At 67.0% G+C, this 26,645-nt stretch carries 29 protein-coding genes; 14 read left to right on the top strand and 15 right to left on the bottom strand.

Annotated features, from left to right (window positions below):
* Positions 1–100: 100 nt before the first annotated feature.
* The 3 genes from ABZV44_RS33655 to ABZV44_RS33645 form a co-directional block, all read right to left on the bottom strand.
* Positions 101–1,639 (bottom strand): hypothetical protein, encoded by a 1,539-nt coding sequence (locus tag ABZV44_RS33655; protein WP_354845386.1) that lies wholly within the window; start codon positions 1,637–1,639, stop codon positions 101–103.
* The gene (locus tag ABZV44_RS33650) at positions 1,639–2,265 is read right to left on the bottom strand and encodes a hypothetical protein (protein WP_354845383.1); all 627 of its coding nucleotides are present in this window, start codon (positions 2,263–2,265) and stop codon (positions 1,639–1,641) included. Before ABZV44_RS33650 ends, ABZV44_RS33655 begins: the two co-directional genes overlap by 1 nt.
* A 293-nt stretch (positions 2,266–2,558) precedes the next feature.
* Positions 2,559–2,777 carry a hypothetical protein gene (locus ABZV44_RS33645; RefSeq protein ID WP_354845380.1) on the bottom strand — a complete coding sequence of 73 codons (219 nt, stop codon included), beginning with the start codon at positions 2,775–2,777 and terminating at the stop codon, positions 2,559–2,561.
* A 368-nt stretch (positions 2,778–3,145) separates the two neighbouring features.
* Here ABZV44_RS33645 and ABZV44_RS33640 point away from each other — a divergent pair, with 368 nt between their 5' ends.
* Together ABZV44_RS33640 and ABZV44_RS33635 are read left to right on the top strand one after the other, a co-directional pair.
* Positions 3,146–4,777: an ABC-F family ATP-binding cassette domain-containing protein gene (locus ABZV44_RS33640; protein WP_354845378.1), complete on the top strand. Its 1,632-nt coding sequence runs from the start codon at positions 3,146–3,148 to the stop codon at positions 4,775–4,777.
* Positions 4,778–4,907: 130 nt separating this feature from the next.
* On the top strand, positions 4,908–5,153 hold the full coding sequence (locus ABZV44_RS33635) for a helix-turn-helix domain-containing protein (RefSeq protein ID WP_033087059.1): 246 nt from the start codon (positions 4,908–4,910) through the stop codon (positions 5,151–5,153).
* A 157-nt stretch (positions 5,154–5,310) separates the two neighbouring features.
* On the opposite strand, the gene ABZV44_RS33630 is transcribed toward ABZV44_RS33635, so the two are convergent.
* From ABZV44_RS33630 to ABZV44_RS33615, 4 genes are all read right to left on the bottom strand, one after another.
* Positions 5,311–6,270, bottom strand: a complete 960-nt coding sequence (locus ABZV44_RS33630; protein ID WP_354845375.1) for an MvdC/MvdD family ATP grasp protein — start codon at positions 6,268–6,270, stop codon at positions 5,311–5,313.
* An 11-nt stretch (positions 6,271–6,281) separates the two neighbouring features.
* Positions 6,282–6,746: a hypothetical protein gene (locus tag ABZV44_RS33625; RefSeq protein WP_354845372.1), complete on the bottom strand. Its 465-nt coding sequence runs from the start codon at positions 6,744–6,746 to the stop codon at positions 6,282–6,284.
* 192 nt (positions 6,747–6,938) lie between these two features.
* On the bottom strand, positions 6,939–7,355 hold the full coding sequence (locus ABZV44_RS33620; protein ID WP_354845369.1) for an acyl-CoA thioesterase: 417 nt from the start codon (positions 7,353–7,355) through the stop codon (positions 6,939–6,941).
* Positions 7,356–7,695: 340 nt separating this feature from the next.
* The gene (locus ABZV44_RS33615; protein WP_354845366.1) at positions 7,696–8,193 is read right to left on the bottom strand and encodes a cupin domain-containing protein; all 498 of its coding nucleotides are present in this window, start codon (positions 8,191–8,193) and stop codon (positions 7,696–7,698) included.
* A 71-nt stretch (positions 8,194–8,264) separates the two neighbouring features.
* Here ABZV44_RS33615 and ABZV44_RS33610 point away from each other — a divergent pair, with 71 nt between their 5' ends.
* The gene (locus ABZV44_RS33610) at positions 8,265–8,771 is read left to right on the top strand and encodes a MarR family transcriptional regulator (RefSeq protein ID WP_354845364.1); all 507 of its coding nucleotides are present in this window, start codon (positions 8,265–8,267) and stop codon (positions 8,769–8,771) included.
* A gap of 100 nt (positions 8,772–8,871) precedes the next feature.
* Here ABZV44_RS33610 and ABZV44_RS33605 read toward each other — a convergent pair whose 3' ends face one another.
* The gene (locus ABZV44_RS33605) at positions 8,872–9,438 is read right to left on the bottom strand and encodes a helix-turn-helix domain-containing protein (RefSeq protein WP_354845361.1); all 567 of its coding nucleotides are present in this window, start codon (positions 9,436–9,438) and stop codon (positions 8,872–8,874) included.
* A gap of 201 nt (positions 9,439–9,639) precedes the next feature.
* Entirely contained in the window at positions 9,640–12,432 is a 2,793-nt protein-coding gene (locus ABZV44_RS33600; protein WP_354845358.1) for an aconitate hydratase, read from the bottom strand.
* A gap of 249 nt (positions 12,433–12,681) precedes the next feature.
* Here ABZV44_RS33600 and ABZV44_RS33595 point away from each other — a divergent pair, with 249 nt between their 5' ends.
* From ABZV44_RS33595 to ABZV44_RS33585, 3 genes are all read left to right on the top strand, one after another.
* The gene (locus ABZV44_RS33595; protein WP_354845355.1) at positions 12,682–13,224 is read left to right on the top strand and encodes a DUF6676 family protein; all 543 of its coding nucleotides are present in this window, start codon (positions 12,682–12,684) and stop codon (positions 13,222–13,224) included.
* 299 nt (positions 13,225–13,523) lie between these two features.
* Positions 13,524–14,939, top strand: a complete 1,416-nt coding sequence (locus ABZV44_RS33590; protein ID WP_354845352.1) for an NlpC/P60 family protein — start codon at positions 13,524–13,526, stop codon at positions 14,937–14,939.
* A 444-nt stretch (positions 14,940–15,383) separates the two neighbouring features.
* Positions 15,384–15,857, top strand: a complete 474-nt coding sequence (locus ABZV44_RS33585) for a hypothetical protein (RefSeq protein WP_354845349.1) — start codon at positions 15,384–15,386, stop codon at positions 15,855–15,857.
* Between the two features lie 63 nt (positions 15,858–15,920).
* Here ABZV44_RS33585 and ABZV44_RS33580 read toward each other — a convergent pair whose 3' ends face one another.
* Both ABZV44_RS33580 and ABZV44_RS33575 read right to left on the bottom strand, forming a co-directional pair.
* A complete protein-coding gene (locus ABZV44_RS33580) occupies positions 15,921–16,331 on the bottom strand; it encodes a hypothetical protein (RefSeq protein ID WP_354845346.1) in 411 nt (136 codons plus the stop codon).
* A 313-nt stretch (positions 16,332–16,644) separates the two neighbouring features.
* Complete coding sequence (locus tag ABZV44_RS33575; protein WP_354845343.1) at positions 16,645–17,646, bottom strand: WYL domain-containing protein; 1,002 nt, start codon at positions 17,644–17,646, stop codon at positions 16,645–16,647.
* 114 nt (positions 17,647–17,760) lie between these two features.
* Here ABZV44_RS33575 and ABZV44_RS33570 point away from each other — a divergent pair, with 114 nt between their 5' ends.
* The 5 genes from ABZV44_RS33570 (at position 17,761) to ABZV44_RS33550 (ending at position 21,697) form a co-directional block, all read left to right on the top strand.
* Positions 17,761–18,222: a VOC family protein gene (locus tag ABZV44_RS33570; protein WP_354845340.1), complete on the top strand. Its 462-nt coding sequence runs from the start codon at positions 17,761–17,763 to the stop codon at positions 18,220–18,222.
* Between the two features lie 158 nt (positions 18,223–18,380).
* Positions 18,381–18,851: a diadenosine tetraphosphate hydrolase gene (locus ABZV44_RS33565; protein ID WP_354845337.1), complete on the top strand. Its 471-nt coding sequence runs from the start codon at positions 18,381–18,383 to the stop codon at positions 18,849–18,851.
* Positions 18,852–19,407: 556 nt separating this feature from the next.
* Positions 19,408–19,563 carry a hypothetical protein gene (locus ABZV44_RS33560; protein WP_354845334.1) on the top strand — a complete coding sequence of 52 codons (156 nt, stop codon included), beginning with the start codon at positions 19,408–19,410 and terminating at the stop codon, positions 19,561–19,563.
* 81 nt (positions 19,564–19,644) lie between these two features.
* Positions 19,645–20,598: an amidohydrolase family protein gene (locus ABZV44_RS33555; protein WP_354845331.1), complete on the top strand. Its 954-nt coding sequence runs from the start codon at positions 19,645–19,647 to the stop codon at positions 20,596–20,598.
* Positions 20,599–20,662: 64 nt separating this feature from the next.
* Complete coding sequence (locus tag ABZV44_RS33550; protein ID WP_354845329.1) at positions 20,663–21,697, top strand: prolyl oligopeptidase family serine peptidase; 1,035 nt, start codon at positions 20,663–20,665, stop codon at positions 21,695–21,697.
* 30 nt (positions 21,698–21,727) lie between these two features.
* Here the strand turns inward: ABZV44_RS33550 and ABZV44_RS33545 are convergent, their stop codons facing one another.
* The 3 genes from ABZV44_RS33545 to ABZV44_RS33535 form a co-directional block, all read right to left on the bottom strand.
* Positions 21,728–22,156, bottom strand: a complete 429-nt coding sequence (locus ABZV44_RS33545) for a hypothetical protein (RefSeq protein ID WP_354845326.1) — start codon at positions 22,154–22,156, stop codon at positions 21,728–21,730.
* 4 nt (positions 22,157–22,160) lie between these two features.
* Complete coding sequence (locus tag ABZV44_RS33540) at positions 22,161–22,568, bottom strand: hypothetical protein (protein ID WP_354845323.1); 408 nt, start codon at positions 22,566–22,568, stop codon at positions 22,161–22,163.
* A gap of 69 nt (positions 22,569–22,637) precedes the next feature.
* On the bottom strand, positions 22,638–23,501 hold the full coding sequence (locus ABZV44_RS33535) for an SDR family oxidoreductase (RefSeq protein WP_354845320.1): 864 nt from the start codon (positions 23,499–23,501) through the stop codon (positions 22,638–22,640).
* A gap of 111 nt (positions 23,502–23,612) precedes the next feature.
* On the opposite strand from ABZV44_RS33535, the gene ABZV44_RS33530 reads away from it, so the two are divergent.
* Positions 23,613–24,269, top strand: a complete 657-nt coding sequence (locus ABZV44_RS33530; protein ID WP_354845317.1) for a TetR family transcriptional regulator — start codon at positions 23,613–23,615, stop codon at positions 24,267–24,269.
* 82 nt (positions 24,270–24,351) lie between these two features.
* Here ABZV44_RS33530 and ABZV44_RS33525 read toward each other — a convergent pair whose 3' ends face one another.
* Complete coding sequence (locus tag ABZV44_RS33525; RefSeq protein ID WP_354845314.1) at positions 24,352–25,278, bottom strand: AraC family transcriptional regulator; 927 nt, start codon at positions 25,276–25,278, stop codon at positions 24,352–24,354.
* Between the two features lie 75 nt (positions 25,279–25,353).
* Here ABZV44_RS33525 and ABZV44_RS33520 point away from each other — a divergent pair, with 75 nt between their 5' ends.
* The gene (locus ABZV44_RS33520; protein ID WP_354845311.1) at positions 25,354–26,205 is read left to right on the top strand and encodes an NAD(P)H-binding protein; all 852 of its coding nucleotides are present in this window, start codon (positions 25,354–25,356) and stop codon (positions 26,203–26,205) included.
* Complete coding sequence (locus ABZV44_RS33515) at positions 26,202–26,642, top strand: nuclear transport factor 2 family protein (protein WP_354845308.1); 441 nt, start codon at positions 26,202–26,204, stop codon at positions 26,640–26,642. The genes ABZV44_RS33520 and ABZV44_RS33515 overlap by 4 nt, the downstream gene beginning before the upstream one ends.
* The last annotated feature ends 3 nt before the right edge of the window (positions 26,643–26,645 follow it).

The raw sequence follows: 26,645 nt of genomic DNA, 5'->3' as shown, positions 1-26,645 counted from the left end.
CGAGGCGGCGGCCACCGATCGCGCTCTCCCACATGCCTTTCTGGATCTACCCACGACCGCAGCGTCATTGCGGGCGAGTTGACCTTCACACCACGGTGATTCAGCGGGTGCGCGACAGGGTCAGTCCCAGCCCTTCGATACTGAACTCGTTCGTGGTGACGCGGACCGGCGTATCGGTGAAACGGCGTCCCGCGAGGGCGGTCTGGAGGAACTCACGGACCGGCGCCGGCTGATCGGGGAGCGTGGCGAGGGTGTCCGCCGGGATCTCCACGGTGCCGTCGAAAGCCCTGGGCTGATCGGTGATTCCGGACGCCTGGACCGTCTGGCGGAGTCCGTCCACGGTGTGCAGGGTCAGGTCGAGGTGGCTGCCGTTGGCGAAGTCCAGGCGCAGCGGGGTGGGGGAGACCGCGACATCGAAGGACTCGATCCGCACGGCCACGCCCGACGCGGTCCGGCCCGCATAGGTGTACGGCGATGCCGCCACGGTGTCATCGGCCGAGTGGTCGGTGCCGGGGTTGTCCAGCAGACGGCCTGCCAGCGGAAGATCGGTGGGTACGAAATCCCAATGGTCGGCGGCGAGTTCCTTCACCCAATAACCGGTGCGCCCGCCGTCGACGCCCTCGACACGCAATTCGCGTGCGTCGGAACCGATTCCGGTCTTGTGCACGGAAATCCGATCGGTGATCCGGCCGGGGATCCTCGGCTGCCGCAGCCAGTCCGGCGCAGGCAGCTGGATCGCCGCGTAGTGATCGTCTATCCGCTCACCGAGCATGTCGGGCGCCGCGGGCCGTCCCCGCTGATCCTCGTAGGAGTAGCGGAAGAACACCTTGTCCGCGCCGGAGATGTCGAAATCGTAGAGCCGCGTGTAGAGATTGCCGAACCGATCCACGACCAGCGTGGTCGATCCGCTGGTGGACAGTGCCACCGCGCGGAAGCGGCCCTGGTCGGGTGTGGACATCTCGTAGCTGTGGTCCAGCGGCAGCCACGGGTCCACGTAGTGGATGCGGTGGCCGTCGTCGGTGAGCGCGAAGACGTGCGACACCTTCGCGCCGCCGACATTGTGATCATTGCCGGCGGTGTCGCGCCAGAGGCGATCCTCGTTGGGCGACAGCACCGACCAGGTCCAGGCGATCGTGCCCGGCGGTAGGGTGTTGCCGGGGCCGGTCCACAGCGGTGTGCCGTAGCGGCTGCTCCAGTTCCAGTCCGCGGGTGCGCTCAGGATGTGGTCCATGGTGAAGAAGCGGCCGTCGACGTCGATGGCCATGAGTTCGTCGTCGTCCGCCGAGACGCCGGCGATCCGGCCCGCCATGCACCCGGGCAACGGCAGCGTGCGCCAACCGCCCTGCGCGGCCGCCTGTTTCACGTAGACGGACCCGTCGCGCACGGCGAAGGACCAGCGGCGGTTGAATGTTTCCGCGGTGGTCCGCAGGAAGACCTGATCCGGTAGCGGGATCGCGGCGGCCGGGAATGCGTCGAGCCCGGCCGTGGTCTCGTCCGCGCCCAGTTCGGGCGTGCCGACGGTGCCGAGCAGCGCGCACGCGGGCGGTTCGGCGGACGCGATCTGCGGGGGCGCCGCCACCGCGAGCGCGAGTCCGGCGGCCGCGGCGAGCACGCCGCGCCGTACTGCGGGTTCGGGCATCACAACCACCCGAGGGAGCCGAAGACGATCAGGGCGAGGGTGTCGATCCCCGCAATCGCGCCCACGGCAATGGCTTTCGCCCGCACCGTCTTCAGGTCGTGGACGTAGAAGCAGGCGACGAAGAACGGCACGTATCCGAACAGCCAGATGAGGTACGGGAAGCCCGCGTGCCACCAGGACCAATCCCAGGTCAGCACACCCGCCTTGTTCAGCAGCACCTCCACGCCGACCGCGGCCGCGGAGTTCGCCGCGATGAGGACCGGCCGGTTGGGCAGGCCCAGGATGCGAACCTCCTTGGGCGGCAGCATCTTCGCTGCGGCCACACCCATGATGGCGAACATGAAGCAGATCTCGATATTGAGGCCGATCAGGATCTGATACGCCGTGGGCCCCGTCGCGCCCCACACCGGCGCGCGCCCGGTGGCGTGGAAGACCAGCGAGTTCCAGATCTCGTTGAACCAGTCCATGCCCCACAGGGCCAGCCCCGCGAACAGCACATTCCAGTTCCGCCGTTCGACCTCGGTCGCATAGACGTAGATGACGACGAGCAGCAGCGGAATCACGTACCACTTGAACTGGCTACTGTCCCGCAACAGCTCGAGCGCGGCCCGCGCGTGATCGGTCATCGCCGAACCCCTCCTCATCACCGTTGAGCCTGGCGAGTGTGTGACAAATCAACGTGAAATGTCAACATGTAAGCCCGAATTGCCGGTGCCGGGGTCGGCCTGGATTCGGCGTCGGCCTGACCACGCCCGGCGGATCCGGAGAAGGTCGCCAAGGCGTTCCTGGTCGCGGTCGGGGCCGCCGGGACCGGACCTGACGCGACACCATCCCGATGTGGCAGTGGATCGGTGACGATCCGGCCATCGCCTTCAGCTACTGAGATCGCAGCATTCAAGTACCGGCCGGTGCGTCCGTATTATTTTCCTGCTGTCGGGCAGACGTCCTTCATTGGCGGACCGGGCAATGTGGCCGCGTCGTCGTGCGAGAGGTGAATTCCGGTGATGGTGGATTCGTCCAGCGCTTCCTGATATAGATCGTTTGCTTCGTCGTCCTTGTTCGCGCCATTGTTCAGGTCGATGCAGACGCTGGTCGCCAGGGAGTGAATGGCGGCGGTCGAGTCGATAGCTGCGCTCACAATCCCATGTCGAATCCGAATATGTACCCGGTGGGTATAGGTTCCTACGCGGCAATCCGACCCGCCGTCATCCCGATTCGTCGTCGATTGGAATGCGTGTCGTTCCCTATTCGCCACGGGCGGCGGGCGCCCCGCCGAACCACCGGCGAGGCACCCTGCGAGCGGCCCTCGCCGGGATTTTCCGCCGCACGCCGACCGGCTCCGGGGAGTGTGACCGCCGTTACCCGGTTCCCCGTCTGCGGTAACGAGGGATGTGCTCGATTCGGTCCCAGGAGGTGGCCCCGGTAAAATCGGTGGTTCTTGTGTGCCGCGATGGCGCACACTCGTTCAGTTAACTACCGGCATCCGCTGTACCCGAGGAGACGCTTGTGATCACCGCGACCGACCTGGAGGTCCGGGCCGGAGTCCGCACCCTGCTGACAGCGCCGGGGTCGGCGCTGCGGGTGCAGGCCGGGGATCGGATCGGGCTGGTGGGGCGCAATGGTGCCGGGAAGACCACCACCCTGCGCATTCTCGCCGGTGAGGGTGAACCCTACGCGGGCAAGGTCATCCGTTCGGGCGAAATCGGCTATCTGCCCCAGGATCCGCGCGAGGGCAACCTCGATGTGCTCGCCAAGGATCGCGTGCTGTCGGCGCGCGGGCTCGACGCCCTGCTGCGCGATATGGAGAAGCAGCAGGCGCTCATGGCCGAGGTCGCCGACGACGCCGAACGCGAGAAGGCCATCCGCAAGTACGGCCGGCTCGAGGAGCGCTTCTCCGCCCTCGGCGGCTACGTGGCCGAGAGCGAGGCCGCTCGCATCTGCCACAGCCTGGGCCTGCCCGACCGGGTGCTGAACCAGCAGCTGCGCACCCTCTCCGGCGGTCAGCGTCGCCGAATCGAGTTGGCGCGCATCCTGTTCAGCGCCTCCGACGGCAGTGGCGGCAAGTCCGACACCACGCTGCTGCTCGACGAGCCCACCAACCACCTCGACGCCGACTCCATCACCTGGCTGCGCAGCTTCCTGCAGAACCACGACGGCGGCCTCATCGTCATCTCCCACGATGTCGACCTGCTCGGCGACGTGGTCAACAAGGTGTGGTTCCTCGACGCCGTGCGCGGCGAGGCCGACATCTACAACATGGGCTGGAAGAAGTACCTCGACGCCCGCGCCACCGACGAGCAGCGCCGTGTCCGCGAGCGCGCGAATGCCGAGAAGAAGGCGTCCGCGCTCAAGCAGCAGGCCGCCAAGCTCGGCGCGAAGGCCACGAAAGCCGCTGCGGCACACCAGATGGTCAAGCGCGCCGAGCGCATGCTGGCCGAGGCCGACGAGATCCGGGTGGCCGACAAGGTCGCGCGCATCAAGTTCCCCGAACCGGCTCCCTGCGGCAAGACGCCACTGATGGCCACGAACCTGACCAAGCTCTACGGGTCGCTGGAGATCTTCACCGGCGTGAACCTGGCCATCGACAAGGGCAGCCGGGTCGTGATCCTCGGCCTCAACGGTGCGGGCAAGACCACCATGCTCCGGCTGCTGGCCGGGGTGGAGACCCTGACCGCGGGGCAGATCGAGCCCGGACGCGGCCTGAAGGTCGGATATTTCGCCCAGGAGCACGACACTCTGGACGATCAGGCCACGGTCTGGGAGAACATCCGCCACGCCGCACCCGATGCGGGCGAACAGGATCTGCGCGGTCTGCTCGGCGCGTTCATGTTCTCCGGCCCGCAGCTGGAGCAGCCCGCCGGCACCCTGTCCGGCGGTGAGAAGACCCGTCTGGCACTGGCCGGTCTGGTCTCCTCGGCCGCGAATGTCCTTCTGCTGGACGAACCTACGAACAACCTGGACCCCGTCTCGCGTGAACAGGTGCTCGACGCGCTGCGCAGTTACGCGGGCGCGGTCGTACTGGTGACCCACGACCCGGGTGCGGCCGAGGCGCTCAACCCCGAGCGGGTCATCATGCTCCCCGACGGCACCGAGGATCACTGGTCGCAGGACTACCTGGAACTGATCCAGCTGGCGTGAGAATGCGCCTCCCACACCGAAAAACGCGTGGTCGCCAAAAGTCGGTGACTCACATCACAGCGTTTCGTTGATCACAGGCATCCGAGTCTCTAACCTGGAATGAGGCGCCCACGGCGACTCGGAGGAAGCCATGAGTGACAGGCCCGCACAGGGTAAAGCCGTATTGGGTAAAGGCACGCGCGTCACCGGGAAATCCCGCGATCGCCTGCAATCCCAGTTGAAGAAGCAGTACGAGGCCGGAGCCAGCATCCGGTCCCTGGCCCGGGAGACCGGGCGGTCGTACGGCTTCATCCACAACGTGCTCGTGGAGTCGCATGTGCAACTCCGCAGCCGGGGCGGTGCGAACCGCCGCAAGGCCGCCAAGGCCGGCAAGTAGCGTCTTTCCCTTTTCCGGGAGTGGATTGCGGGTTCTCGACCGGCGAAAGCCGGTCGACGACTTGCGATTCAGGACGACCAGCCGCGAATTCGGGCGCTGCGGTGCGAGGTTCGACGATTCGCCGTGATGTTCGAGGAAGCGCGATGGTGTGCGGCCGCTAGGGCATCACGGTCCCGTCGCCGAGAACCAGTAGGTTTGCGAGGCTCTGGAAAATCGGCAGACCGGTCTTGATTTCGAGATAGGCGAACTGCCCCTGGGGGTTCACCTCCAGGAAGTAGAACTCGCCGTCGAGACCCACCCGCAGGTCGAGCACGCCGAAAGCCAGCCCCAGCGCGCCCATCAGCGTGGTCAGCGATTTGCTCACCGAGGCGGGCAGGCGATCGGCGGTGAAGGCCACCGACGTGTCCAGGCGCGAATCCACCCGTCCCACACCGGATTGCGAGTCGATGCGCACCACCCACTCGATGCCGTCCACCCAGACGATGCGCAGATCGCTCTCGGCCTGGATGTAGTCCTGAAAGATGGTGGGGGAGTTGCGGATCGTGGCCAGCCGGTCGAAATCCGCCGGGGTGAACAGCCGGGTCTCGGTGAACGCGCCGCGCCCGGTGCCGGTGCGCTTGTAAACCACTGACCCGGGCCGGGATTCGATGAAGGCGCGCGCCTCGTCGGGATCATTGGTGACGAGGGTCTCCGGGACCGCGAAACCGGCGCGGTAGGCCGTCTCCAGCTGCACGACCTTGCGGCTCGCGGTGCGGTCGGCCCCGGGGTCGTTGACCCACAGGGCCGGGATCGACCACAGCAGTCCCTGGAGGAAACCGTCGCATTCGGCGCGGCGGTAGGTATCGTCCTCCTCGGACAGACCGGCCGGTACAGCGCAGGGGTGGGGCCGGCGCCACCACACCGAGGTGACGTCGTCGAGCCCGAAGACGTGCGACAGGCTGCGGTAGGAGCCGTCCCCGCCGAGTCGGAAAGTGCCGTTCTCGCGCGGGAAGTCGCGCATATCGAGGCGAATCGGGTTGTGCCCGTGGTGTTTGCGCAGGGTGGCGGCGAGGGCGTCGCCGTGGAGGTCCTCGGCCTCGGTGACGATGAGCACCGATCCCATGGTGCGGGCGGCCATGCGCGATTCCGTCAGTCCAGGCTGTCGCAGGCGATGCCGTCGTCGCTGCCGAGGTGCGACCGGGTCTGGCAGCAGGTCATGGTGGCCCCGCCAGCACCGGGGCGAGTGGTGAGATCCAGTCCGCGGGCCCAGATTTCGGTGAGCTCGCGCAGTTCGTCGTCGCCGCGCGCGGGACTGTGGTCCGGCGACAGGGTGAGGGGACGATCGGTGACCTCGACACGACGGCGCCGCGTGAAATCGGCAGTGGCGCCGGACCGTACGCGCACCAGCACCGGGCGGCCCTCACAGCTGCCCTGCGCCGTCGCAGCATCCCACCGGGTGATGTCGAGGACATCGGTCCGATGGAAGGTCCAGGTGGTGCCGTCGCCGACACGCACGCTGATACTTCGCTCCGTGGCCGCGACAAGGTAGCCGGGTAGCGATGGCGAGGTGCTGGCGAGGGTCGCCGATCCCGTTCGGTGCAGGGCGCCGGTCATGCTGAACTCCGATCTGCTCGGGATTTGCTGCGGGGCCGAGCGTGATCTGAATCATATCCCGCTGGGCACCGAATTCGGTCCGCAACGAAAGATTTCAGCTACTCCGGCAAACTCTGGCCGGTTTTCGGAAACCGCTCCCGCCGAAAGATTTTCGCAGAAAAACCCGGACCGGCCGGTGTGCTCGGCGTCCGATCAGAGACCGAGGATGTCCGGCGAGTCGGCCACCGCCCGCAGGGCCGCACCGGGATCCGCAACCAGTTTGCGGGCGGCGAGATCGAGAATGCCGGAGACGGCATCGATCTCCGCCGACACCGTGCCGTCGAGTTTCACAATCTGCTGGCGCATCCGGAAGATCTTGCCGCCGGTCCATTCGAATTCGCAGCTCACCGTGACCTCGTCGCCCAGATGCAATTCGCGCAGGTACTTGAGCGTCTGTTCCAGCACCACCGGCCCGATTCCCGCGGCCACCATCTTCTCGCCCGGCAGCCCGCCTGCTCGCAGTAGCTCCCAGCGCGCGTGCTCGGCGTACTGCAGATAGACGGCCTGATTCAGGTGCCCATTGATATCGAGCTCGTACCCGCGGACGGTGATGGGGACAGAGAATGCCATGAACGTACCAACCCGGCTCGCGGCGATGATCATTCCGCGTTTTCGGTGGTCTGTGGCACACCCCTCGTCGGCGACCGCCGGGCTACCGGGGAGTCAGGACGGCCTTCTCGCGTACAGCGGCAGGTTGCCATGCCACTCTCGGTGCCGGTGCGTGACCGGTGGATCGGTCATCGTGCCCTGGATTGCGCGCTCGGGATCGTGGCGGTGCAACGGAACCGACCGGTGTGGCCGGTGTGCCGTACGGCCCGCTGCGGGAATCACGCGACCACTGGCACGGTTCGGCGGATTCCCTGGCGGCAGTGCGGGTTTCACGGCATCGCGGGCCCGCGAGGGCGCGGGGTCAGGCGCGGTTGGCGTTGCGCTCGGCCCACCACTGCGGCGCGTCGATGAAGTGGTTGTCGTATTCCTGCTGGGCGGCCTCGATATCGGCCGGGGTGGCCTCGCCGTGGGCGAGCCGCTCCAGGAAACGGAAGTAGCCGTGGCGTTCGACGCCGGGCATGAGGGCGATGAGGATGCGGGCCGGGCTCTCGGGCGCCGCGCCGAAGGCATGCGGCATGAACTTGGGGACGACGATCGCGCCGCCCGCGCCGACGGTGACGATCTTGTCCCCGGCCAGGACCTGGAGTTCGCCGTCGGCCACGTAGAACAGCTCGTCGGAGAGGGTGTGGTAGTGCGGCATGGCGCCATCGGCGCCGCGGGTCATGGTGACCTCGACGGTGCTCACCGACCCGCCCGCCTCGTTGGAGTCGATGAGCAGCCGCACCGAGACGGGCTCGCCGCCGATGATCTCGGCGTCCTGCGGCTGGCGGATCGGGGCGGGGCGGGAAGCGGTGGTCATGTCGGACTCCATATGATTCGGTGGGAGATAATTCGCTACCGAACTATATGTCATCGAATAGAGTGTTGTCCATGGGTGAGAAGAAGACCGACGCCGTGGATGTGATCCAGGAGCAGTGGCGGCGGGAGCGGCCGGACCTGGACGGCGCGGCCATGGCCATCATCGGGCGGCTGGGCCGGCTCACCGTGGTGGCGACCGAGCGGATCGAATCCGTGTTCACGGCACACGGATTGCAGCGCGGCGAGTTCGATGTGCTTGCGACACTGCGGCGTTCGGGGGAGCCCTACGAGCTCAACCCCTCCGGCCTCGCGGACACCCTGATGATGTCGCGAGCCGGCATGACCGGCCGCCTGGACCGGCTCGAGAAGGCGGGACTGGTCCGGCGGATCGCCGACCCGGGCGACCGGCGCGCGATCAAGGTCGCGCTCACCGATCGGGGCCTGCACCTCATCGACATCGTGGTGACCGAGCACTTCGAGAACGAAACCCGGATTCTCTCCGTGCTTTCCGACCAGGAGCGCGCGTCCCTCGATCGCATCACCCGGCGCCTGCTGACCGAGCTCGAACGCGAGGGCTGACCCGGGCGCCGGTACGAGCCGCGGGCCGCTCCCTCGGCATGCCGGACGCGCACGGCACTCCGACGTCGCCGCGCGCGAGTGCCCGGCGACTACGGGTTCGTCACTGCTTGCGGCGGACCGAGGCTTCCACGAGGTCGAGGACGGCTTCGAGGTTGTCGTTGGCGTGGCCGGAGGCGATGCGGGCGATGAGGCCGTCGAGGACCAGGTCCAGGTAGCCGAGGAGGACTTCGGTGGGGACGTCGTCGCGCAGGGCGCCGGCGGCCTTGCGGCGCTCGAGGCGGGCGACGGTGGCCGCGGTGAGCTCTTCGGAGCGTTCTTCCCAGTTGGCCCGGAATTCGGGATCGTTGCGCAGGCGGCGGGCGATCTCCAGGCGGGTGCCCAGCCAGTCGAAATCCTCTGGGCGGGCCAGCATATCGCGCATGACCTGGATCAGGCCCTGGGTGGCCGCGACCTCGGCCATGCGGCCCGCGTCCTCCTGGGCCAGGGCCAGGAACAGGGCGTCCTTGTCGCGGAAGTGGTGGAAGATCGCGCCCCGCGACAGACCGGTCGCTTCTTCCAGTCGACGCACGGTGGCGCCCTCGTAGCCGAACTCGGCGAAGCAGCGGCGGGCTCCGTCGAGAATCTGGCTGCGCCGGGCGGCGAGGTGGTCGTCACTGACCTTGGGCACTGGCTCCTCCGAAACGTGTTGTGCGGGTTCTCCTTATCGATCTTGCGACCAAATCGGGGAACCCGCACGAGCGACGAGCGAAGCGGCCCGGGAGCGGGCCGCGTGGCGGGCGGCGGACCTGCGACAATCGCGAGATCCGCCGCCTGCCACCACGTCCCGGCTTCGAAACAGCCCTTCGAAACCGAGGCGGTATCGCGGTGACTAGCCGCGAATCATGTTGCGCAGCACGTACTGCAGGATGCCGCCGTTGCGGTAGTAGTCCGCCTCACCGGGGGTGTCGATGCGGACGACCGCGTCGAAGACGACCTTCTCGCCGTTCTCCTTGGTGGCGGTCACCTTCATGGTCTTCGGAGTCACACCCTCGTTCAGCTTGGTGATGCCCTCGATGTCGAAGACCTCGGTGCCGTCCAGGCCCAGCGACGCGGCGGACTCGCCGGCCGGGAACTGCAGCGGCACAACACCCATGCCGATCAGGTTCGAGCGGTGGATGCGCTCGAACGACTCGGTGATGACGGCCTTGACGCCCAGCAGACGGGTGCCCTTGGCGGCCCAGTCACGCGAGGAACCCGAGCCGTACTCCTTGCCGCCCAGCACGACCAGCGGGATGCCCGCGGCCTGGTAGTTCTGCGAGGCGTCGTAGATGAAGGCCTGCGGGCCGCCGTCCTGGGTGAAGTCGCGGGTGTAGCCACCCGAGACGTCGTCCAGCAGCTGGTTGCGCAGCCGGATGTTGGCGAAGGTGCCGCGGATCATCACCTCGTGGTTACCACGACGCGAGCCCAGCGAGTTGTAGTCCTTGCGCGCAACGCCATTGGCGTCCAGGTACTGCGCGGCCGGGGTGCCCGGCTTGATCGGACCGGCGGGGGAGATGTGGTCGGTGGTGACCGAGTCGCCCAGCAGCGCCAGCACGCGCGCGCCCTTGATGTCCTCGACCGGGGCCGGCTCCATCGACATGCCGTCGAAGTAGGGGGCCTTACGGACGTAGGTGGACTTCTCGTCCCACGCGAAGGTGTCGCCCTCGGGGGTGTTGAGACCCTGCCAGCGCTGGTCACCGTCGAACACGGTGGCGTAGGACTTGGTGAACATGTCCCGGCTGATCGCCGACTTGATGGTGTCGTCGATCTCCTGCGCGGACGGCCAGATGTCCTTCAGGAAGACGTCGTTGCCGTTCTGGTCCTGGCCCAGGGCGTCGGTCTCGAAGTCGAAGTCCATGGTGCCCGCGAGCGCGTACGCGATGACCAGCGGCGGCGAGGCCAGGTAGTTCATCTTGACGTCGGGGGAGATACGGCCTTCGAAGTTGCGGTTGCCCGAGAGCACCGCGGTGACCGACAGGTCGTTGTCGTTGATCGCGGCCGAGATCTGCTCCGGCAGCGGGCCGGTGTTACCGATGCAGGTGGTGCAGCCGAAGCCACCCACGTAGAAGCCCAGCTTCTCCAGGTACGGCCACAGGCCGGCCTTCTCGTAGTAGTCGGCGACGACCTGCGAGCCCGGAGCCATGTTGGTCTTGACCCACGGCTTGGACGCGAGGCCCTTCTCGACGGCGTTGCGGGCGAGCAGGGCCGCGCCGATCATGACCGACGGGTTGGAGGTGTTGGTGCAGGAGGTGATGCCCGCGACCACGACGGCGCCGTGATCCAGGACGAATTCACCGCGCTCCGGGTCGGAGACCTTGATCGGCTTCGACGGGCGACCGGCGTTGCCGTTGGCGGCGGTCGGCACGGCCGAACCGTCGGAGGCGGTGCCGGAGGCGACCGGGTCGCTGGCCGGGAAGGACTCTTCCAGCGCCTCGTCCAGGGCGGTGTGCGGGACGGGGTCGTTGGTGTAGGTGCGGATGTCCTGACGGAACTGGGTCTTGCTGTCCGACAGCAGGATCCGGTCCTGCGGGCGCTTCGGGCCGGCGATGGACGGCACCACGGTGCTCAGGTCCAGCTCCAGGTACTCCGAGTAGGCCGGCTCGTTGTCGGCGTCATGCCACAGGCCCTGCTCCTTGGCGTACGCCTCGACGAGCGCGAGCTGCTCGTCGCTGCGGCCGGTCAGGCGCAGGTAGTTGATGGTCTCCTCGTCGATCGGGAAGATCGCGGCGGTGGAGCCGAATTCGGGGGACATGTTGCCCAGGGTGGCGCGGTTGGCCAGCGGCACCTCGGCGACGCCCTTGCCGTAGAACTCGACGAACTTGCCGACCACACCGTGCTTGCGCAGCATGTCGGTGACGGTGAGCACGACGTCGGTGGCGGTCACGCCCGGCTTGATCTCACCGGTCAGCTTGAAGCCGACGACCCGCGGGATCAGCATGGAGACCGGCTGGCCCAGCATGGCGGCCTCGGCCTCGATGCCGCCGACGCCCCAGCCCAGCACGCCCAGGCCGTTGACCATGGTGGTGTGCGAGTCGGTGCCGACGCAGGTGTCGGGGTAGGCCTGGCCGTTGCGGACCATGACGGTGGGGGCCAGGTACTCGATGTTGACCTGGTGCACGATGCCGACGCCCGGCGGGACGACCTTGAAGTCGTCGAACGCGCCCTGGCCCCAGCGCAGGAACTGGTAACGCTCGCCGTTGCGCTCGTACTCCAGGTCGACGTTGCGCTCGAGGGCGTCGGCAGTGCCGAACACGTCGAGGATGACCGAGTGGTCGATGACCATGTCGGCGGGAGACAGCGGGTTGACCTTGTTGGGGTCGCCGCCGAGGGTGGTGACGGCCTCACGCATGGTGGCGAGGTCGACGATGCAGGGCACGCCGGTGAAGTCCTGCATGATCACGCGGGCGGGCGTGAACTGGATCTCGGTGTCCGGCTCGGCGTTCGGGTCCCAGTTCGCGAGGGCGCGGATCTGGTCGGCGGTGATGTTCGCGCCGTCCTCGGTGCGAAGCAGGTTCTCCGCGAGGACCTTCAGGGCGTAGGGCAGCTTCTCGGTGCCGGGCACGGCCGAGAGGCGGAAGATCTCGTAAGAGTTGCTTCCGACCTCGAGGGTGCCCTTGGCGCCGAAGGTATCGATACTCGTCACGTTCAGCTCCACTCGTCTGTGAATGGGAGGGCCACCGGCGGGGCTGTGCCGATGGCTCGTCGAGGCGCGGGCCTCGTCCGTTTTCCGACATTAACAGTACGCTTGTCCTGTGAGCACATCGGGGGGCGGGTTATCGGGCCGTCGGGCCCGGGATTCCGCCCAGCGCGAGATGCGATTTCGCGCGATCGGTGAGGTGATTCGCATGGCGCGGTGAGGTGATATGACACGCCGTCCCGTACCCTGCGTTTCGTGACCGCTCCGCACTCCTCGGTTTTCACGCCCTCGAAGGCGGAACTACCGCCGAACACCGACCTGAATGCCATCATCGCCGATCTCGCCGATGATCATGTCGCCGCCCCCACCGGACGCGACCAGGAGGCCCTCGCCGCCATCGCCGCCGACGCGCGTGAGCACGGCGTTGAGCTCGACATCATTGTGGTGCAGGGCAATCCGGGCATCGAGGCGAACCTGCGCGATCTGGCCAACGAGGTCGGCAAGATCGAGCACGGCACCGTGGTGGTCTTCAGCGACGACTGGGTGGGCACCTACAGCGACCAGTTCACCCGTGGGCACCTGGAGTGGGCCGAGGACAAGGCCAAGTACCGCGGCCCCGAGCACACCACCGACGCCGCGCGGGTCTTCGTGGATCGGCTCGAGCAGCCGGAGACCGTGTCGTGGACGGTGATCACGCTGGTCATCCTGGGTGTGCTGATCGCGACGATCGGCGGGTTGTATGCGGTGAAGGTGCGGCGCGGGCAGCGGCCGGCGGGTGCGCCGACGCCGGTCGGGTAGCGCGTTCGCGCTGGGAGGCGGTGTCTCCGTTCGGGGTTCGGGTTCGTCCCGGGCCCCTTTTTTCATGCCCGGATCGGGGTGTGCCGGGTCCGGTTTGTCCGCGACACGCCGAAAATGTACCGAGTGTCGCGTGTTGTGACGCGTGGTGATTGTGGGATTTACCTGCAACTTCTTGGCTACCAGCGAATTACATGCATGTGATTATGGCGTGCCTGAACGGCGGGATCCTGAACGTGCCGTACGGTTTCGCGATGGCACGGTTGGGGATTTTGTGCCGGATGGGACTCCAGGGAGGTGCGATGCGACGACCGGCGAAGCGACTACGTCGCCCGGCGCGAGTCGCTACGGAGTTGCTCGTAGCGCTCATCGTGCTGGCACTGCCCATGGCCGGCGGGCACGCGGTACCGCCGCCGCCCCCCAACCCCAGCGACAGCGACCTCAATGCCGCGGGCGCCCAGGTCGACGCCGGTGTCGGCGCGGTCGGCGCTCTCATCAACCAGGTGGCCGCCGCCGAACAGCAGCTGCAGCAACTCGACGACGCGGTCGCCGGTCGCCGCGAGGCCGTCAACAAGGCTCTGGTGGATCTGCAGTTTGCCCGCGACGCCGCGGACGCCGCCACCCGCGCCGTCACCCAGTGCCAGCAGGATCTGACCGACGCCGGCGCGAAAGTCGATACCGCGCACGGGAATTTCGACAAGTACGTCGCCCAGGTCTACATGCGCCCCGGCTCCACCTCACTGGTCAGCTATCTGGCCGCGCCCAGCCCCGAAATCGCGCTCAACCGCGCGCAGGTGCTGACCATCGCCTCCAAGAACCAGCAGCAGGTGGTCGACGGCCTGCGCCACGCCCAGATCGATCAGGCCAACAAGACCTCCGCCGCCAAACAGGCACAGCAGGCCGCCGACGCGGCCGCGGCCGCCGCCGACGCCAAGAAGACCGAGGCCCAGAACGCGGTCACGGCCGCCCAGGCCGAACTCGACCAGCAGAACCTCCGCCGCAACGACCTTGTCGGGCAGCGTGATTCGGCCCAGCAGCGGCTGGACGCGGCCCGCGCCAACGTGGCGGGCCTGCAGAGCCAGCGCGACACCTTCGTCGCCTGGGACCAGCAGCGCAAGGCCGAGGAGGCCGCGGCCCGTGCCGCCGCGGTGGCCGCCGCCGCCCGCGTGGCCGCCGATCGCGCCGCCGCCGATCGCGCCGGCCAGGTCGGCCAGGGCCACCGCCCGCACGTCGTACAGGACACCTCACCCCCGCCGAAGCGCTCCATCCAGCCCAACCGGCCCCAAGGCTCCAACTCTCAGCTCATCGAGACCGTGGTCGACCGTGCCATGTCCCAGCTGGGCGTCGTCTACGCCTGGGGCGGCGGCGACGAGAACGGCCCGACCCTCGGCATCCGTGACGGCGGCACCGCCGACAGCTACGGCGACTACAACAAGACCGGCTTCGACTGCTCCGGCCTGATGATCTACGCCTTCGCCGGTATCGGCGTCTCCCTACCCCACTACTCCGGCTACCAATACACCATGGGCACAAGGGTTCCCGTCGCCGAACGCGCCCGCGGCGACATGCTCTTCTGGGGCCCCGGCGGCAGCGAACACGTCGCCCTCTACCTCGGCAACAACAAAATGATCGAGGCCCCCCAAAGCGGCGAGGTCGTCCGCGTAGCCGCCGTCCGCGAAGACGGCATCATGCCCTACGCAGTCCGCATCGTCACCTGACCCCGTTGTTGAATGTAGGTTCTCGCCAAACATGTCCCTCGGGACTTTCATTTCCTGCAGATTCAGCAGCCAGTCTCACGCTTCTGTCCCGCATTCTTCTCACCATCCTGTCCTTGTCCTCATGCCCAGCGCTGCACGCCACGGCAAGATCGTCCACCCGGCTCGGCCACGAGGACCGAAAGGCCGGGGGCTTCACCCCACCGTTTCGGTGATCGTCGCTTTCGTCGGATCCCCCTCATCACCGTGCGATGGGTCGATAGGCCGGCAAACCGGGCGCCGCGACCTGTCCTCGATCCGGCCCGACGCCGCCCGCGTTCGCGAGATGCACGACGCCATCGCGTGGATGGGCAACGAGGTGCCCCCCTCATCGACTGGTTGGCCGCTCAGCGTGGCCCCGGAAAGTAAGGGCTCCGGCCCGCCGACGCCACAGCTGCCCCCGACGTAATGTTCGAAACCACCTACAGCGGAACGGATCACGTCATGGGCACACCACCGCAGCCACCTACCGACGACGACTACTGGAAGCCGCAGGCGCCCGGCGCGATTCCCCCGCCGCCACCGGAATACCTTCAGGGCAGTGGCGAATACATCCCGCAATTCGACTGTCCCGAGCAGGCGGTGCGGCCCACGCCACCGGTGCCGCGCTACCAGCCCTATGCCCACATTCCAGTGAGCTCGCCACCGGAGGGCAAGGGGCTGGCGATCACGGCCCTGATCTTCGCTGTGCTGTCACTCGGAGTGCCGTGCCTATTCGGTTGGGCCGGGATCTTTCTCGGGGCTCACGGCCGCCAGAAAGGGACATCCGCTCGGCAAAGTGGCGATCTGGACGTCCATCGTCTGCATGTTCACCGGGTTTGTGCTCGCAGCCCTGGCGAACAAGTACTGGCTGTAGCGCGGGCGGTTCTGGCGCTGCAGTGATTTGGCTGATGTCGGGACCAAACCTGTTGCGAGTTGACATGATTCTTCGTCGGGGAAAGGGGCCTAGCCCAACGTGAAGTTCCCGATGCTGCTGCCACCGATGCTGTTGCCGTCCGTGTCGAGCAGGTCCGTGGAGATACCGGCGGAGTCGCCGCTGTGGAAGGTGAGGCCGCCGAAACCGGACGGCTTTACCAGCACGTTGACCGTGTGATTCTGTGAGTTGCACGTCGGCGTGGCGGAGCCGGCGCCGTACGCACCCGAGGTTTTGTCGCTGACCACCACCGTCAGCTGTACGGCACCACTCGAGGGGTCGCAGGTATAGGTAACCGACACGGTCACGTTGCCGCCGCTGGCGGTGGCGCTGTTGATCGTGGTCATGGGCGCCGTCGCGTTGGCCACGCCGGTGAAGAGGACGGTGGTAAAGGCTGTCGCCGCTGTGATCATCACCGCGCGGCCGAGAAGCTTGTGGCTCATTTTTCTTCTCCCATACCGGATCCCGCCGTGGAATCCCCGCTCGAAGCTACACAGGAGCAGCCTGGCCGGAATCCCTTGAAGTGGAGAATTCTGCCGCCGGACACGCGACGGAAACCTTGTTGCACAACAGATTTCGCACAGAACTCGGTCGGTGGAGTGAATGGGCAACCGTCGAAATGGCCACTTGCTCAGGGGCATTGGTGGTCGACGGTATGACGACTTGCCAGCCTATCGGGGCCGCGCCTGGGGATCGGCAGCGTCGAGGCCTCGTAGGAAAGGGAGGGGGTGCCAGGCTGCGACCGTGCCGTCGAACCTATGCCTTCGCGCTTGCGGCGCGGGCTGCGCGGCGCGACAGTTCAGCGAAGGCGTCGCGTAGCGGATCCGGGCGTATGACTTCGATTTCGGTGTCGAAGCGCGCCAGCGTCGCTGCGAGTGCGGCCCAGGACCAGGAGCCGGTCAGCAGTCTGGTTCGGGTGGGGCCGAGTTCCTCGACGATGCCGTCGGCAGCGAACGGGGCCACCTGGGTGGCGGGGAGGTCGAGGATCACCTCGCCGTGGCATGGCCAGGTGTTCGCGCTCTCGGAGCCTTTGAATCGGGCGGAGAGAAAGGTGGCGATGTCGCCACCTGGCAGTGGCCTTGGGGTGAAGCGCGGCCCGTTGGGGACACGAAGCGTCATCCGGTCGGCGCGGTAGATACGCCAGTCCGAACGCTGCGGGTTCCATCCGATGAGGTACCAGCGTCCACTGTGGACCACCAGGTGGTGGGGCTGCACTCGCCGCGGCGGCTGCGGATCGGTGTCGTGCGGCGGGATCGGCGACTGGTAGTCGAACCGCAGCTCCTCTCTGGATCGGATGGCCGCGCTCAGCGTGAGCAGAACGTGGGCGTCGATTTGGGGGTCGGCCCCGCGCGCGGCTGGTTCGACGGCCGTGATTTCGAGCATGTCGATGCGTTGGCGCAGGCGGGATGGCAGGACCTGGCGGACGGTCGTCAGCGCTCGTGCCGCAGCCTCTTCTATACCCGCCCCTGTCCCGGCCGCGATCCGCAATCCCACGGCCAGCGCGATGGCCTGCTCGTCATCGAACAGCAGCGGCGGCAGTTCGATGCCCGCTTCGAGCCGGTAGCCGCCCTCGGGTCCCTTGACCGCTCGGACGAGGTAACCGAGCTCGCGCAGGCGATCGACGTCGCGGCGCACCGTGCGTTCGCTGACACCGAGCCGCTGGGCGAGCAGGCCTCCCGGCCAGTCACGGCGGACCTGCAGCAGCGACAGCAGTGAGAGCAGGCGGCGGGAGGTCACCGTCGAGGAGGCGGTCGGCATGGTGGTCAGACTGCCACAGGTAGCGGACATTCTCTGTCCGGTATTGCTGACAGGGTGGCTCTCGTCGCGGGAAACACCCCGCGTCGAAACCGCTTGTGAAGGGATCGAATCACCATGTCGGTAAACGCTGTTGCCCACCTCAACTTCCACGGACAGGCTCGTGCGGCCCTGGAGTTCTACCAGTCGGTGTTCGGCGGGCAACTCTCTGTGGCCACCTACGGTGACTTCGGGATGCCCGCCGAGTTGCCGGACGCCACCAGGGTCGTGTTCGGCCAGGTCATCGCCGACAACGGATTCCGAGTAATGGCCTACGACGTACCCGGTGAGAACGCACCGGTCGCCCAGAGCGCGCCCACCACCCGCCGCGAGAACGGCACCACCATCACCGCGGAGCCGTTCTTCCTCTCCGTGCGCGGTGACACCGTCGAGGAGGTCGGTGTGTTGTGGGGACGCCTCGCGGCCGGTGGAGCCGTCATCGAGGAATTCGGTCCGGCCCAGTGGGCGCCCGCCTTCGGGATGCTTCGCGATCGCTTCGGTATCACCTGGATCCTCGACGTCGCGCGAGCAGCCCGATAACAGTCTCCCGATCGCCGAGCCGGCCATGACTCGGCGGCGACCCGACTGCGCCGGACGGAAACCACTCCACGCCGGGGGCACACTTCAGCGCACCTCGAGTGGGTCGACCCGCTCGGCACCCGTCGGTACAGCTGATGCGGGCTCGCTAATGTGTGGAGGTGAGCGATTGGCGCAGTGACCGGATCGGCAGCGCCTTGCGTGGGGCGAATCCGACAGTGATGTGTCGGCTGACGGCCGGGTTCGCCGTCATCGGTGATACTCAGTTCCTGCCCGGCTATTCACTGCTACTGACCGATGATCCTGCGGTGCAACGCCTTTCCGAGTTGTCGCGCCCGCGGCGTGCTGCGTTTCTCGCCGATATGGATCGGTTGGGGGAGGCGGTCGAGCGGGCGTGCACCCGACTGGATCCGGCCTTCCGGCGGGTGAATCTGGAGATCCTCGGCAACACCGATGCCTTCCTGCACGTTCATGTGTGGCCGCGATTCGATTGGGAGCCAGACGATCTGGTGGGCGGCCCGGTGTGGCTCTATCCGCCCGATCGGTGGACCGATGAGCGCTACGCACTCGGCACACGCCATGACCAGATCCGGCAGGCGATCACCGGCGAGCTGCATACGCTGTCCGCCTGAGACCGGCGTGCCCGCGCCTACGGTCGTATCGGCGAGCTCGATGACAGCGGGCGTTCGGTCTCGCGAAAAACTCTTGCTCCGCTTGGTGTTCGGGCTTCCCGGCACCGCTTTCCCGGTCCGCCACTCACAAGGAGGGGAGATTTGCCGACGGTGAAAAGCATTCAATCCCAGATCGGACATGAAAACCGTCCTGGTAATTACACGTTTCGGTGACCAATGCTGGGCGTCGGAGATACGACGATGCCAGGCCGGAAGAAATCGGGATGCGGAGTCTGTGGCGACACCGGCGAGTAGATGGGATGTTCATGTGTACATCGACTTCGACTCTGTTGGGCGTGACAATTGGATTGCTGAGCGTTCGGGTCGGGAGTCGGTGCGGGCGGAGACGGTTTGCGGCTCGCGAGCCGGTGGGATTGTCGTTCGGTCGGTTGTGTGGCCCGGCGGCGGGTTGGGAGAGTCCGGCACATACGGCGCCGATCGGTATTGCGGGCGGTGGAGACAGACGTTTTCGCGTGTGCGGACGACGTGGATTCGGTTCACACGGAAGGAGCTCACGATGCCCACTACTGTTTACGGCGCCGCGACCACGGCGGCCGAGATCGTCGCCGATATTGATCTTCAGGGCCGGACGCACCGAGCTCGCCGATGCACCGGGGCTGACTCCGCGGTGATGACCGCGCGCGATGTTTCCCGACAGGTCTACGTCATTTAACGGATTCGGGACGGGGCGGTGTGGCCATAACTTCGTCCCTTCCGGGGTGCCGATCGGGTCCCGAGAGCAGGAGGTATCCGAGTGCGAGTAGATGTGCATGCCCACTATTGGACCGACGACTATCTTGACCTGCTGGTCGAACTGGGCAAGACCGACACCGATACTCAGCGTGGCATGGGTGCCGGCGGGGGCACCGAACTCGAGGCGCGGCTGCGGCTGATGGACCGCGCCGGAGTGGATATGCAGATCTTGTCCGCGGCGCCCCGGCTGCCCAATGGTCGAAACCGCGAAAAGGCTGTTGCCGCAGCACGCTTCGTGAACGACCAGTACGCGGACGTGGTGGCGCGCCACCCGGATCGCTTCCTGGCCTTCGCGACGATGCCCATGCCGCACATCGACGAGTCGATCGCCGAACTCGGCCGCGCGATCGACGAATTGGGCATGGCCGGCGCCGTCATGAATACCACGGTGCTCGGACGGGCCCTGGTGGACCCGGAATTCGCTCCGGTGTTCGCCGAACTCGATCGTCGCGGCGCGGTGCTGTACCTGCACCCCGCGGGCAACAGCGCGTGCAGTCCGCTGATCGCCGACTATCACCTGACCTGGATGGTCGGCGCGCCGATCGAGGACACGATCAGCGTCATGCAGTTGATCACCCACGGATTTCCGGTGCGCTACCCGAACATCAAGGTGATCAACTCGCATCTGGGCGGAGCCCTGCCGATGCTGGTGCAACGTGCCGACAACCAATACCGTTGGGAGGCACCGCAAACCCCGGACCTGCCGAGCACTCTGGCCCGCCGGATGTGGTACGACACCGTCGGGCACGGCCATCTGCCGGCCTTGCGTGCCGCCATCGACTCCTTCGGTGCCGACCGGCTGATCCTGGGCACCGACTTTCCCTACGAGGCCGACGACATCTTCGTCCGCGCCGTCGACTACATCAACAGCCCCGGCATCGCCGCCGCCGATGCGAAGGCGATCCTGGAAACCAACGCCGAGTACCTCTTCCGCATCTCTCGTCGACATGGCTGAAACTGATTCGGCGCAATCGACTTCGGTCCGGTTCGACCCTATGCTGAGCGACCTCGTGGACGTCTTGACCGACCTCGTCGGCTTCGGCGAGGTCAACACCTGCCTCAGCGCCGAGCTGTCCCGGCTCGACCTCCGGTATCCGATGCCCGGCGACCACCCAATGCTGGGACGCAGCGTCCCCGACCCGGACGTCAGTTCCGCGGCAGGCGACAAGCGACTCTTCGACCTGCTCGTCACGGCACGCCCTGTCCCGCTCGCCTCGGCGGCCGGTGATTGTCCCGTCACCGGTCTCGAGGTGCCTCGGGCAGCCGGCGACGCGCCGGACGCCGCGGCCGCGCTCACTCATTCGGGTGAGTGCGACAGCTACGTCGACTGCGGCAAAGTGGGGACATGCGGGAGCGCCCAGCGACCAGCGAGGCGGTTACAGACCGGGAATGGACGCGAGGGAGGTTCGATGACCAGGACGCACATGATCGTGCTGCCCGGCGGTGGATACGCCGAACACGCACCACACGAAGGAGAACCGATTGCCGACTGGCTGCGCTCCATCGGCGTCCAGGCAAGCGTCTTCCGGTATCCGCTCAATGTCCGGCACCCGGTTCCATTGAGGGCCTTACGCGCCGACATCCGGCGCCGACGGGCCGAGGGCGCACAACGAGTCGGGCTCGTCGGATTCTCCGCCGGCGGCCATCTGGCCGGAATGGCGGCGTTGGCGCCCGGCGCGGACACCGACGAAGCGGTTCAGTTCGCCGTGCTCGGCTATCCGATCACGTCGATGGAGACCGAGACCTACCGTCCTTCCCGGCTGATCCTGCTCGGTGCGGATGCCGGCCCGGAACTACGCCGGTCGACCTCGCTGGACGCCCTCGTTACGCCGCAATCACCCCCGTTCTTCGTCTGGCACACCGCAGAGGACGCCTACGTACCGCCCGAACACACCTACCGACTGGCTTCTGCATTGGCTGCGAACGAGGTACCCCATGCAGTGCATGTGTTCCCGCATGGCCCCCATAGCCTCGGCCTGGCACGCGGTGCCGGTGACACCGCGATCTGGACCACGCTGACCCATCACTGGATCCATGAACAAATGAGAGCCTGAAGCGGTTTGTTCGGTCGCCGCAGGGACTGATCAGGACCACCTGACGATCATGCGGCGCGGCCGGCGTGGCGGCGGACGCGCGGGCCGCCACGCCGCACGGTGAAAATCGGTGGACCAGAACACCTTCGGTGAACTCGGGTTATCCCGGACAATCGACCATCTTCCTGCCGGCCCGTTCCGCAGGATGGTCGTGGTGACGGGAGTGGTGGCCAGCAGCGCACCGCCTCCGGCGACCGGGTAGGCGATGGCGGGCTCGACCACCCGCGCGCCCGCGCGGTCGGCAGGCACCAGCATGAGCAGCTCGTGTTCGGTTGCGGCCAGAGCTGTTTGGGCGACATCGCCGGGTTCGCGCAGCAGGAACCACCGCGACCAGCGCCGGAACAGGTCTCGACGCTGGTCGTCACCCGCGAGTACCCGGATGGTGAACGCCGGGCCGGAGGTTTCGGCGAGATACAGCACCCCTTCACCCGGGATGCGTTCGGCGGCAGGGAGTTCGGTGAGGCAGGTGACAGGTATACCGCAATCGATGAGCGCCGCTCGCCGAGCCCGGCCGCGGGAGTATCCGCGCCAGCGCGTCCCTGCGCTGCCGGGTGCGGACCGCCCACAGCGCGGTCAGCGGTGCGGCGATGGCGACGACCTGCACGATTCCCACGAGCGCATCGCGCAGTCCCGGGGGCAGCGCGGTCACGGCCTGTAGCAGTCCCTGCTGCGAGGTCCGCGCGAAATAGCGTGTCGCGGTGGCCAATACGACCGTTACCGTCAGCACAGCGACGGCTGCTGCCAGTCGAAGGGCATCGGCCGCGCGGCGGACGTCGCCCGGTGGCGGGGCGTCGATCACCGGTGGGACATCGGCGACGGTCCGGGTCGGCATGCAAACGCCCCTTTCACGGTGCTGCGGCCGGTTCTCATCCTTGCCGTCCCGGCCGAGATTCGCAGGGCTTCAGTTGTTCGGTGAGCTCGCTACCGGCTGCGGCATCATGGCCTGCCACAGGGGGGTCGGGTCGCCGTGGGTGGCCCGGCGGAATTCCTCCCAGTACCAGTCCTGGCCGAGCAGTTGCTTGAGGCGGGGGATGGCTTCGCCGTCAGGGCCACTGTAGTAGCGGACCTTGCGGGTGTTGCCGTCGGTGACCATGCGGAAGATCACGTCGGCGGTGAGGGCCGGGTCGGAGCGGACCAGGTTCAGCGACCCGAAACGCGTCATGGAGTCCAGATATTCGGCCGGGACGTCGGCGGCGCGGTCGACCTTGTCGAAGATGCGGGTGTCCATGTTGCCGGGCAGCAGCGCTTTGACGACGACCCCGAATTCGGCGAGTTCGGTGTGCAGGCCCTCGCTGAGCGAGACGACCGCGGCCTTGGACGCTTCGTACACGGAGGTGTACGGATACCCCTGGTCGGCGCTGATCGAGCCGACATTGACGATCACGCCGGAACCCTGCTTGCGCAGGATCGGGATGAACGCCTTGTTGAGCGCGATGAGCCCGAACACATTGGTCTGGAACTGCCGGCGCGCCTGGTCCATGGTCGTGGCCTCCAACGGACCGGCCTGGTAGTAGCCGGCGTTGTTGACCAGGGCGTCGATGCGGCCGAACTGCGCGAGCGCGAGTTCGCCGAAGGCCAGATCGGCGTCCTCGTCGTTCACGTCGAGCAGCAGGGTCGCGACATTGCCGATTCCCTTGTGCACGTCCAGATCTGATTCCTTGCGGACCGTCGCCACGACATTCCATCCGGCCGCGGCGAACCGCTCGACGCTGAGACGTCCGAAGCCGCTCGAGGTGCCGGTGATCACGATGGTGGGCTGGGACATTGCCACTCCTCACTGGTGGGTGCTGGTGGGACGAAGGGGCCTTCGAACCCACTGGAGTTAGTACAACACTGTTTCGTTAATAGCGCAACAGTGTTGCGCTATGCTGCTGTCATGAGTCCGACCCCACCCCTGCGTGCCCGCAGTGCCGAGGCCAAACAGCAACGTGAGCAGGCGATTCTCGATGCCGCGCGGACGCTCGCCGGTGAACGCAGCGTGCGTGAGGTCACGCTCACCGATATCGCCGCTGCCGTCGGCATGCACAAGTCCGCCATGCTGCGCTATTTCGAGACGCGGGAGCAGATCTTCCTGGCGCTCACCGCCGAGGGCTGGCGGGATTGGTCGGCCGAGGTGGGAACCCGGCTGGGCGAATCGGCCGATCCCGATCCCGGGGCGATCGCGTTCGCGCTGGCGAGTTCGCTCGTCGCGCGCCCACTGTTCTGTGACCTGCTCGCGCAGGCCCCGATGAACCTGGAACGCAACGTCTCCCTCGAGACCGCCTACGCGTTCAAAACCGAGGTGCTCGCCGAAGTCGCCACTCTGACAGCCACTTTGCGTCAACTGCTGCCGATCACCGAAATTGCGGCGACCGATGTCGTCTCCACGGCCACCAGCATGGCCGGGGCGCTATGGCAGATGGCCGCGCCCGGTACCGGCCTGCGCGCACTCTACGAGTCCCGCCCCGAACTGGCCCACGCCGTGGTCGACGTCGAACCGAAACTCACCCGCATCCTCACCGCCCTGCTGATCGGGCTCGAGACGGCATCCTGACTGCTGGTCCTTCAATCGAGATTCGCACGGGCGCAGCGGAATTGAACATGTGAGGTACCGGGTCCGGATCGCCGTCGTCTGCTCATGTTCCGTGGATCGGCTCGGGGGGTCCGGCAAGCTCGGTCTGACGCCACTGGCCCGGCGGTTGCCCATGGTGGCGGCGGAAGGCGGCGGCGAAGGCGTTGGGTGAGGTGTAGCCGGTACGGTCGGCGATCTGGGCGAGGGTCAGCTCGCCGGTACGGAGATGGTCACGAGCGAGGGTCATTCGCCATTCGGTGAGGTACTGCAGGGGAGGTTGGCCGAGGGCTCGTTCGAAGTGCCGAGCGAATGCAGGACGTGAAAGTCGGCTCAGAGCTGCCAGTTCGGGCACCGTCCATGGATGACCGGGGTCGGAGTGGATGGCGTGCAGTGCTGGGCCCAGCCGGGAATCGCCGGCCGCCCGGTACCACGCGGGCGCTGTCGGGTTCTGTTCGAAACAGGCACGCATCGCCAGCACCAGCAGCACATCGAGAAGCCGGTCGAGGACGGTTTGCTGTCCGGGGGCCGGTCCGCTCAGCTCGCGCGACAGCATGGCGATGACATCGTGCAGGGGATCACCGGCGGCGGTGCGCAGGAGCAGGATCGGGGGCAGGGTGCGGATCAGGCCTTGGCCGACGTCGCCGGCGAATCGATATGCGCCACACAGGAATACCGTCGCGTTCCGGAGGTCGGCGTGCTGGTCGTCGGTGTGGAGTTCGCGGAAGCGGTCCGGTGGGATACAGGTTGCTCGCGCGTCGTGTGCGATGTGGTGGTCGGGGCCGCCGCGGACCAGTGCCAGGTCGCCGGGAGTCAGTTCGATCGCGCCCGTGTGATCGTCGTGCCACAGCCATGCGCGGCCCTGTACGACGGTGTGCGCGGTCAGCTGGATGGTGCCGGGCAGCCGCAGCCCCCACGGTGGCTGCGCGACCGAGCGGGCGAACACCCCACCCGACGCGCGGGCACACGCTAAATGGTCTTGCAGAACATCCACTTGATGAGAGTATCTCATTGTAATTGGAGCGTTTCGCACATTGATAAGCTCAATCGACGCCGCCAGGATGATCGTATGAAGAATCCGACTGCTATCACCCTCGTGCTCGGCGCCACCGGTAAGACCGGTTCGCGCGTGGCGAGCAAGCTGCGCGCGGCCGGGATCGGGGTGCGCACCGCGGCCCGAACCGGCGCCGACGTCCGCTTCGATTGGGACGACTCCCGCACCCATGCACCCGCGCTCGCGGGTGCCGAGCGGGTCTATCTCGTCGGTCCGGTCGGGCGTATCGACTTCGCCGGGCAGGTCTCGGCGTTCCTGGATCAGGCCGAGGTCGCCGGCGTCGGTCACATCACCTATCTCAGCGCCTACGGGGTCGACGCCGCGCCACCGGAAATGGCCACGCGCAGTGTGGAACTCGACCTGATCGGTCGCCCGGGGCTCGGCCACACGATCCTGCGCCCGGCGTGGTTCATGCAGAACTTCAGCGAAACCTTCCTGGCTCCGGTCAACGGAGTCATCGCGGTCCCCACCGGCAATGGCGCGGAGGCGTTCATCGATGCGGACGACATCGCCGCGGTCGCGAGCGCGACCCTCGCCGATCCGCTCGCGCACGCGGGCGCGCAGTACACGCTCACCGGTCCGGAAGCGATCACCGTCGCGGACGCGGCCGCCATCATCAGCCGCGTCTCGGGTACCACGGTGACTCATCTCGACATCGACCGCGATGAATGGATCGCCGCCGCCATCGCGGGCGGAATTCCGGACGAGTATGCGTCGGTGCTGCGCATGCTGACCGAAACCATCGCATCCGGACATGGTTCACGGCCGACCGGTGATGTGGAGAAGGTAACCGGTTCGGCGCCAACGGACTTCACCGATTTTGCTCACCGCACGGCAGCGGCCTGGGGTGAGGAGACATCCCGATGACCCGGATCGGCAATCTCGAGGATTTCCGTGCCCTGGACCCGTTCTTCCGAATCATCGAGCAAGGCGTCGACGGCCTCGTGGACGGCGACCATTTCTTCGACATGCTCGCCGAGGATGTCGTCATCGAATACGTGATCACGGTTCCCGGCTATCCACGCCGGGTGATCGGCCGGCAAGCCGTCGCCGACCTGTATCGCCCCTACGGCGAGACCTTCGTCCTCGACCGCTGCCACGACCTGGCCGTCCACCACGACAAGGACACCGGCGTCGTCGTTCTCGAATACGCATCCCAGGGCCGCACCGTCGCCACCGGTGCCGTCTACGCCAACCGCTATATCTCGGTGCTGACCATCGCCGATCGCAAGATCGTGCACTGGCGCGACTACCTCGACCCGCTGGCGGTCTTCGACGCGATCGGATGGCCCACCGACACCTGAGGT

It is taken from the genome of Nocardia sp. NPDC004860 (assembly GCF_040609015.1).
In the GTDB taxonomy this organism is placed as follows: domain Bacteria; phylum Actinomycetota; class Actinomycetes; order Mycobacteriales; family Mycobacteriaceae; genus Nocardia.
This window is presented reverse-complemented; position numbering and strand designations above follow the sequence as displayed.

Excerpts from the sequence above, each read along its gene's own strand:
- ABZV44_RS33630 (WP_354845375.1), bottom strand. The coding sequence starts at position 6,270 with ATGGCCGCCCGCACCATGGGATCGGTGCTCATCGTCACCGAGGCCGAG.
- ABZV44_RS33560 (WP_354845334.1), top strand. The coding sequence starts at position 19,408 with ATGCCCACTACTGTTTACGGCGCCGCGACCACGGCGGCCGAGATCGTC.
- ABZV44_RS33520 (WP_354845311.1), top strand. The coding sequence starts at position 25,354 with ATGAAGAATCCGACTGCTATCACCCTCGTGCTCGGCGCCACCGGTAAG.
- ABZV44_RS33655 (WP_354845386.1), bottom strand. The coding sequence starts at position 1,639 with ATGCCCGAACCCGCAGTACGGCGCGGCGTGCTCGCCGCGGCCGCCGGA.
- ABZV44_RS33530 (WP_354845317.1), top strand. The coding sequence starts at position 23,613 with ATGAGTCCGACCCCACCCCTGCGTGCCCGCAGTGCCGAGGCCAAACAG.
- ABZV44_RS33635 (WP_033087059.1), top strand. The coding sequence starts at position 4,908 with ATGAGTGACAGGCCCGCACAGGGTAAAGCCGTATTGGGTAAAGGCACG.
- ABZV44_RS33585 (WP_354845349.1), top strand. The coding sequence starts at position 15,384 with ATGTTCGAAACCACCTACAGCGGAACGGATCACGTCATGGGCACACCA.
- ABZV44_RS33515 (WP_354845308.1), top strand. The coding sequence starts at position 26,202 with ATGACCCGGATCGGCAATCTCGAGGATTTCCGTGCCCTGGACCCGTTC.
- ABZV44_RS33580 (WP_354845346.1), bottom strand. The coding sequence starts at position 16,331 with ATGAGCCACAAGCTTCTCGGCCGCGCGGTGATGATCACAGCGGCGACA.
- ABZV44_RS33540 (WP_354845323.1), bottom strand. The coding sequence starts at position 22,568 with ATGCCGACCCGGACCGTCGCCGATGTCCCACCGGTGATCGACGCCCCG.
- ABZV44_RS33610 (WP_354845364.1), top strand. The coding sequence starts at position 8,265 with ATGGGTGAGAAGAAGACCGACGCCGTGGATGTGATCCAGGAGCAGTGG.
- ABZV44_RS33535 (WP_354845320.1), bottom strand. The coding sequence starts at position 23,501 with ATGTCCCAGCCCACCATCGTGATCACCGGCACCTCGAGCGGCTTCGGA.
- ABZV44_RS33625 (WP_354845372.1), bottom strand. The coding sequence starts at position 6,746 with ATGACCGGCGCCCTGCACCGAACGGGATCGGCGACCCTCGCCAGCACC.
- ABZV44_RS33590 (WP_354845352.1), top strand. The coding sequence starts at position 13,524 with ATGCGACGACCGGCGAAGCGACTACGTCGCCCGGCGCGAGTCGCTACG.
- ABZV44_RS33570 (WP_354845340.1), top strand. The coding sequence starts at position 17,761 with ATGTCGGTAAACGCTGTTGCCCACCTCAACTTCCACGGACAGGCTCGT.
- ABZV44_RS33650 (WP_354845383.1), bottom strand. The coding sequence starts at position 2,265 with ATGACCGATCACGCGCGGGCCGCGCTCGAGCTGTTGCGGGACAGTAGC.
- ABZV44_RS33620 (WP_354845369.1), bottom strand. The coding sequence starts at position 7,355 with ATGGCATTCTCTGTCCCCATCACCGTCCGCGGGTACGAGCTCGATATC.
- ABZV44_RS33575 (WP_354845343.1), bottom strand. The coding sequence starts at position 17,646 with ATGCCGACCGCCTCCTCGACGGTGACCTCCCGCCGCCTGCTCTCACTG.
- ABZV44_RS33615 (WP_354845366.1), bottom strand. The coding sequence starts at position 8,193 with ATGACCACCGCTTCCCGCCCCGCCCCGATCCGCCAGCCGCAGGACGCC.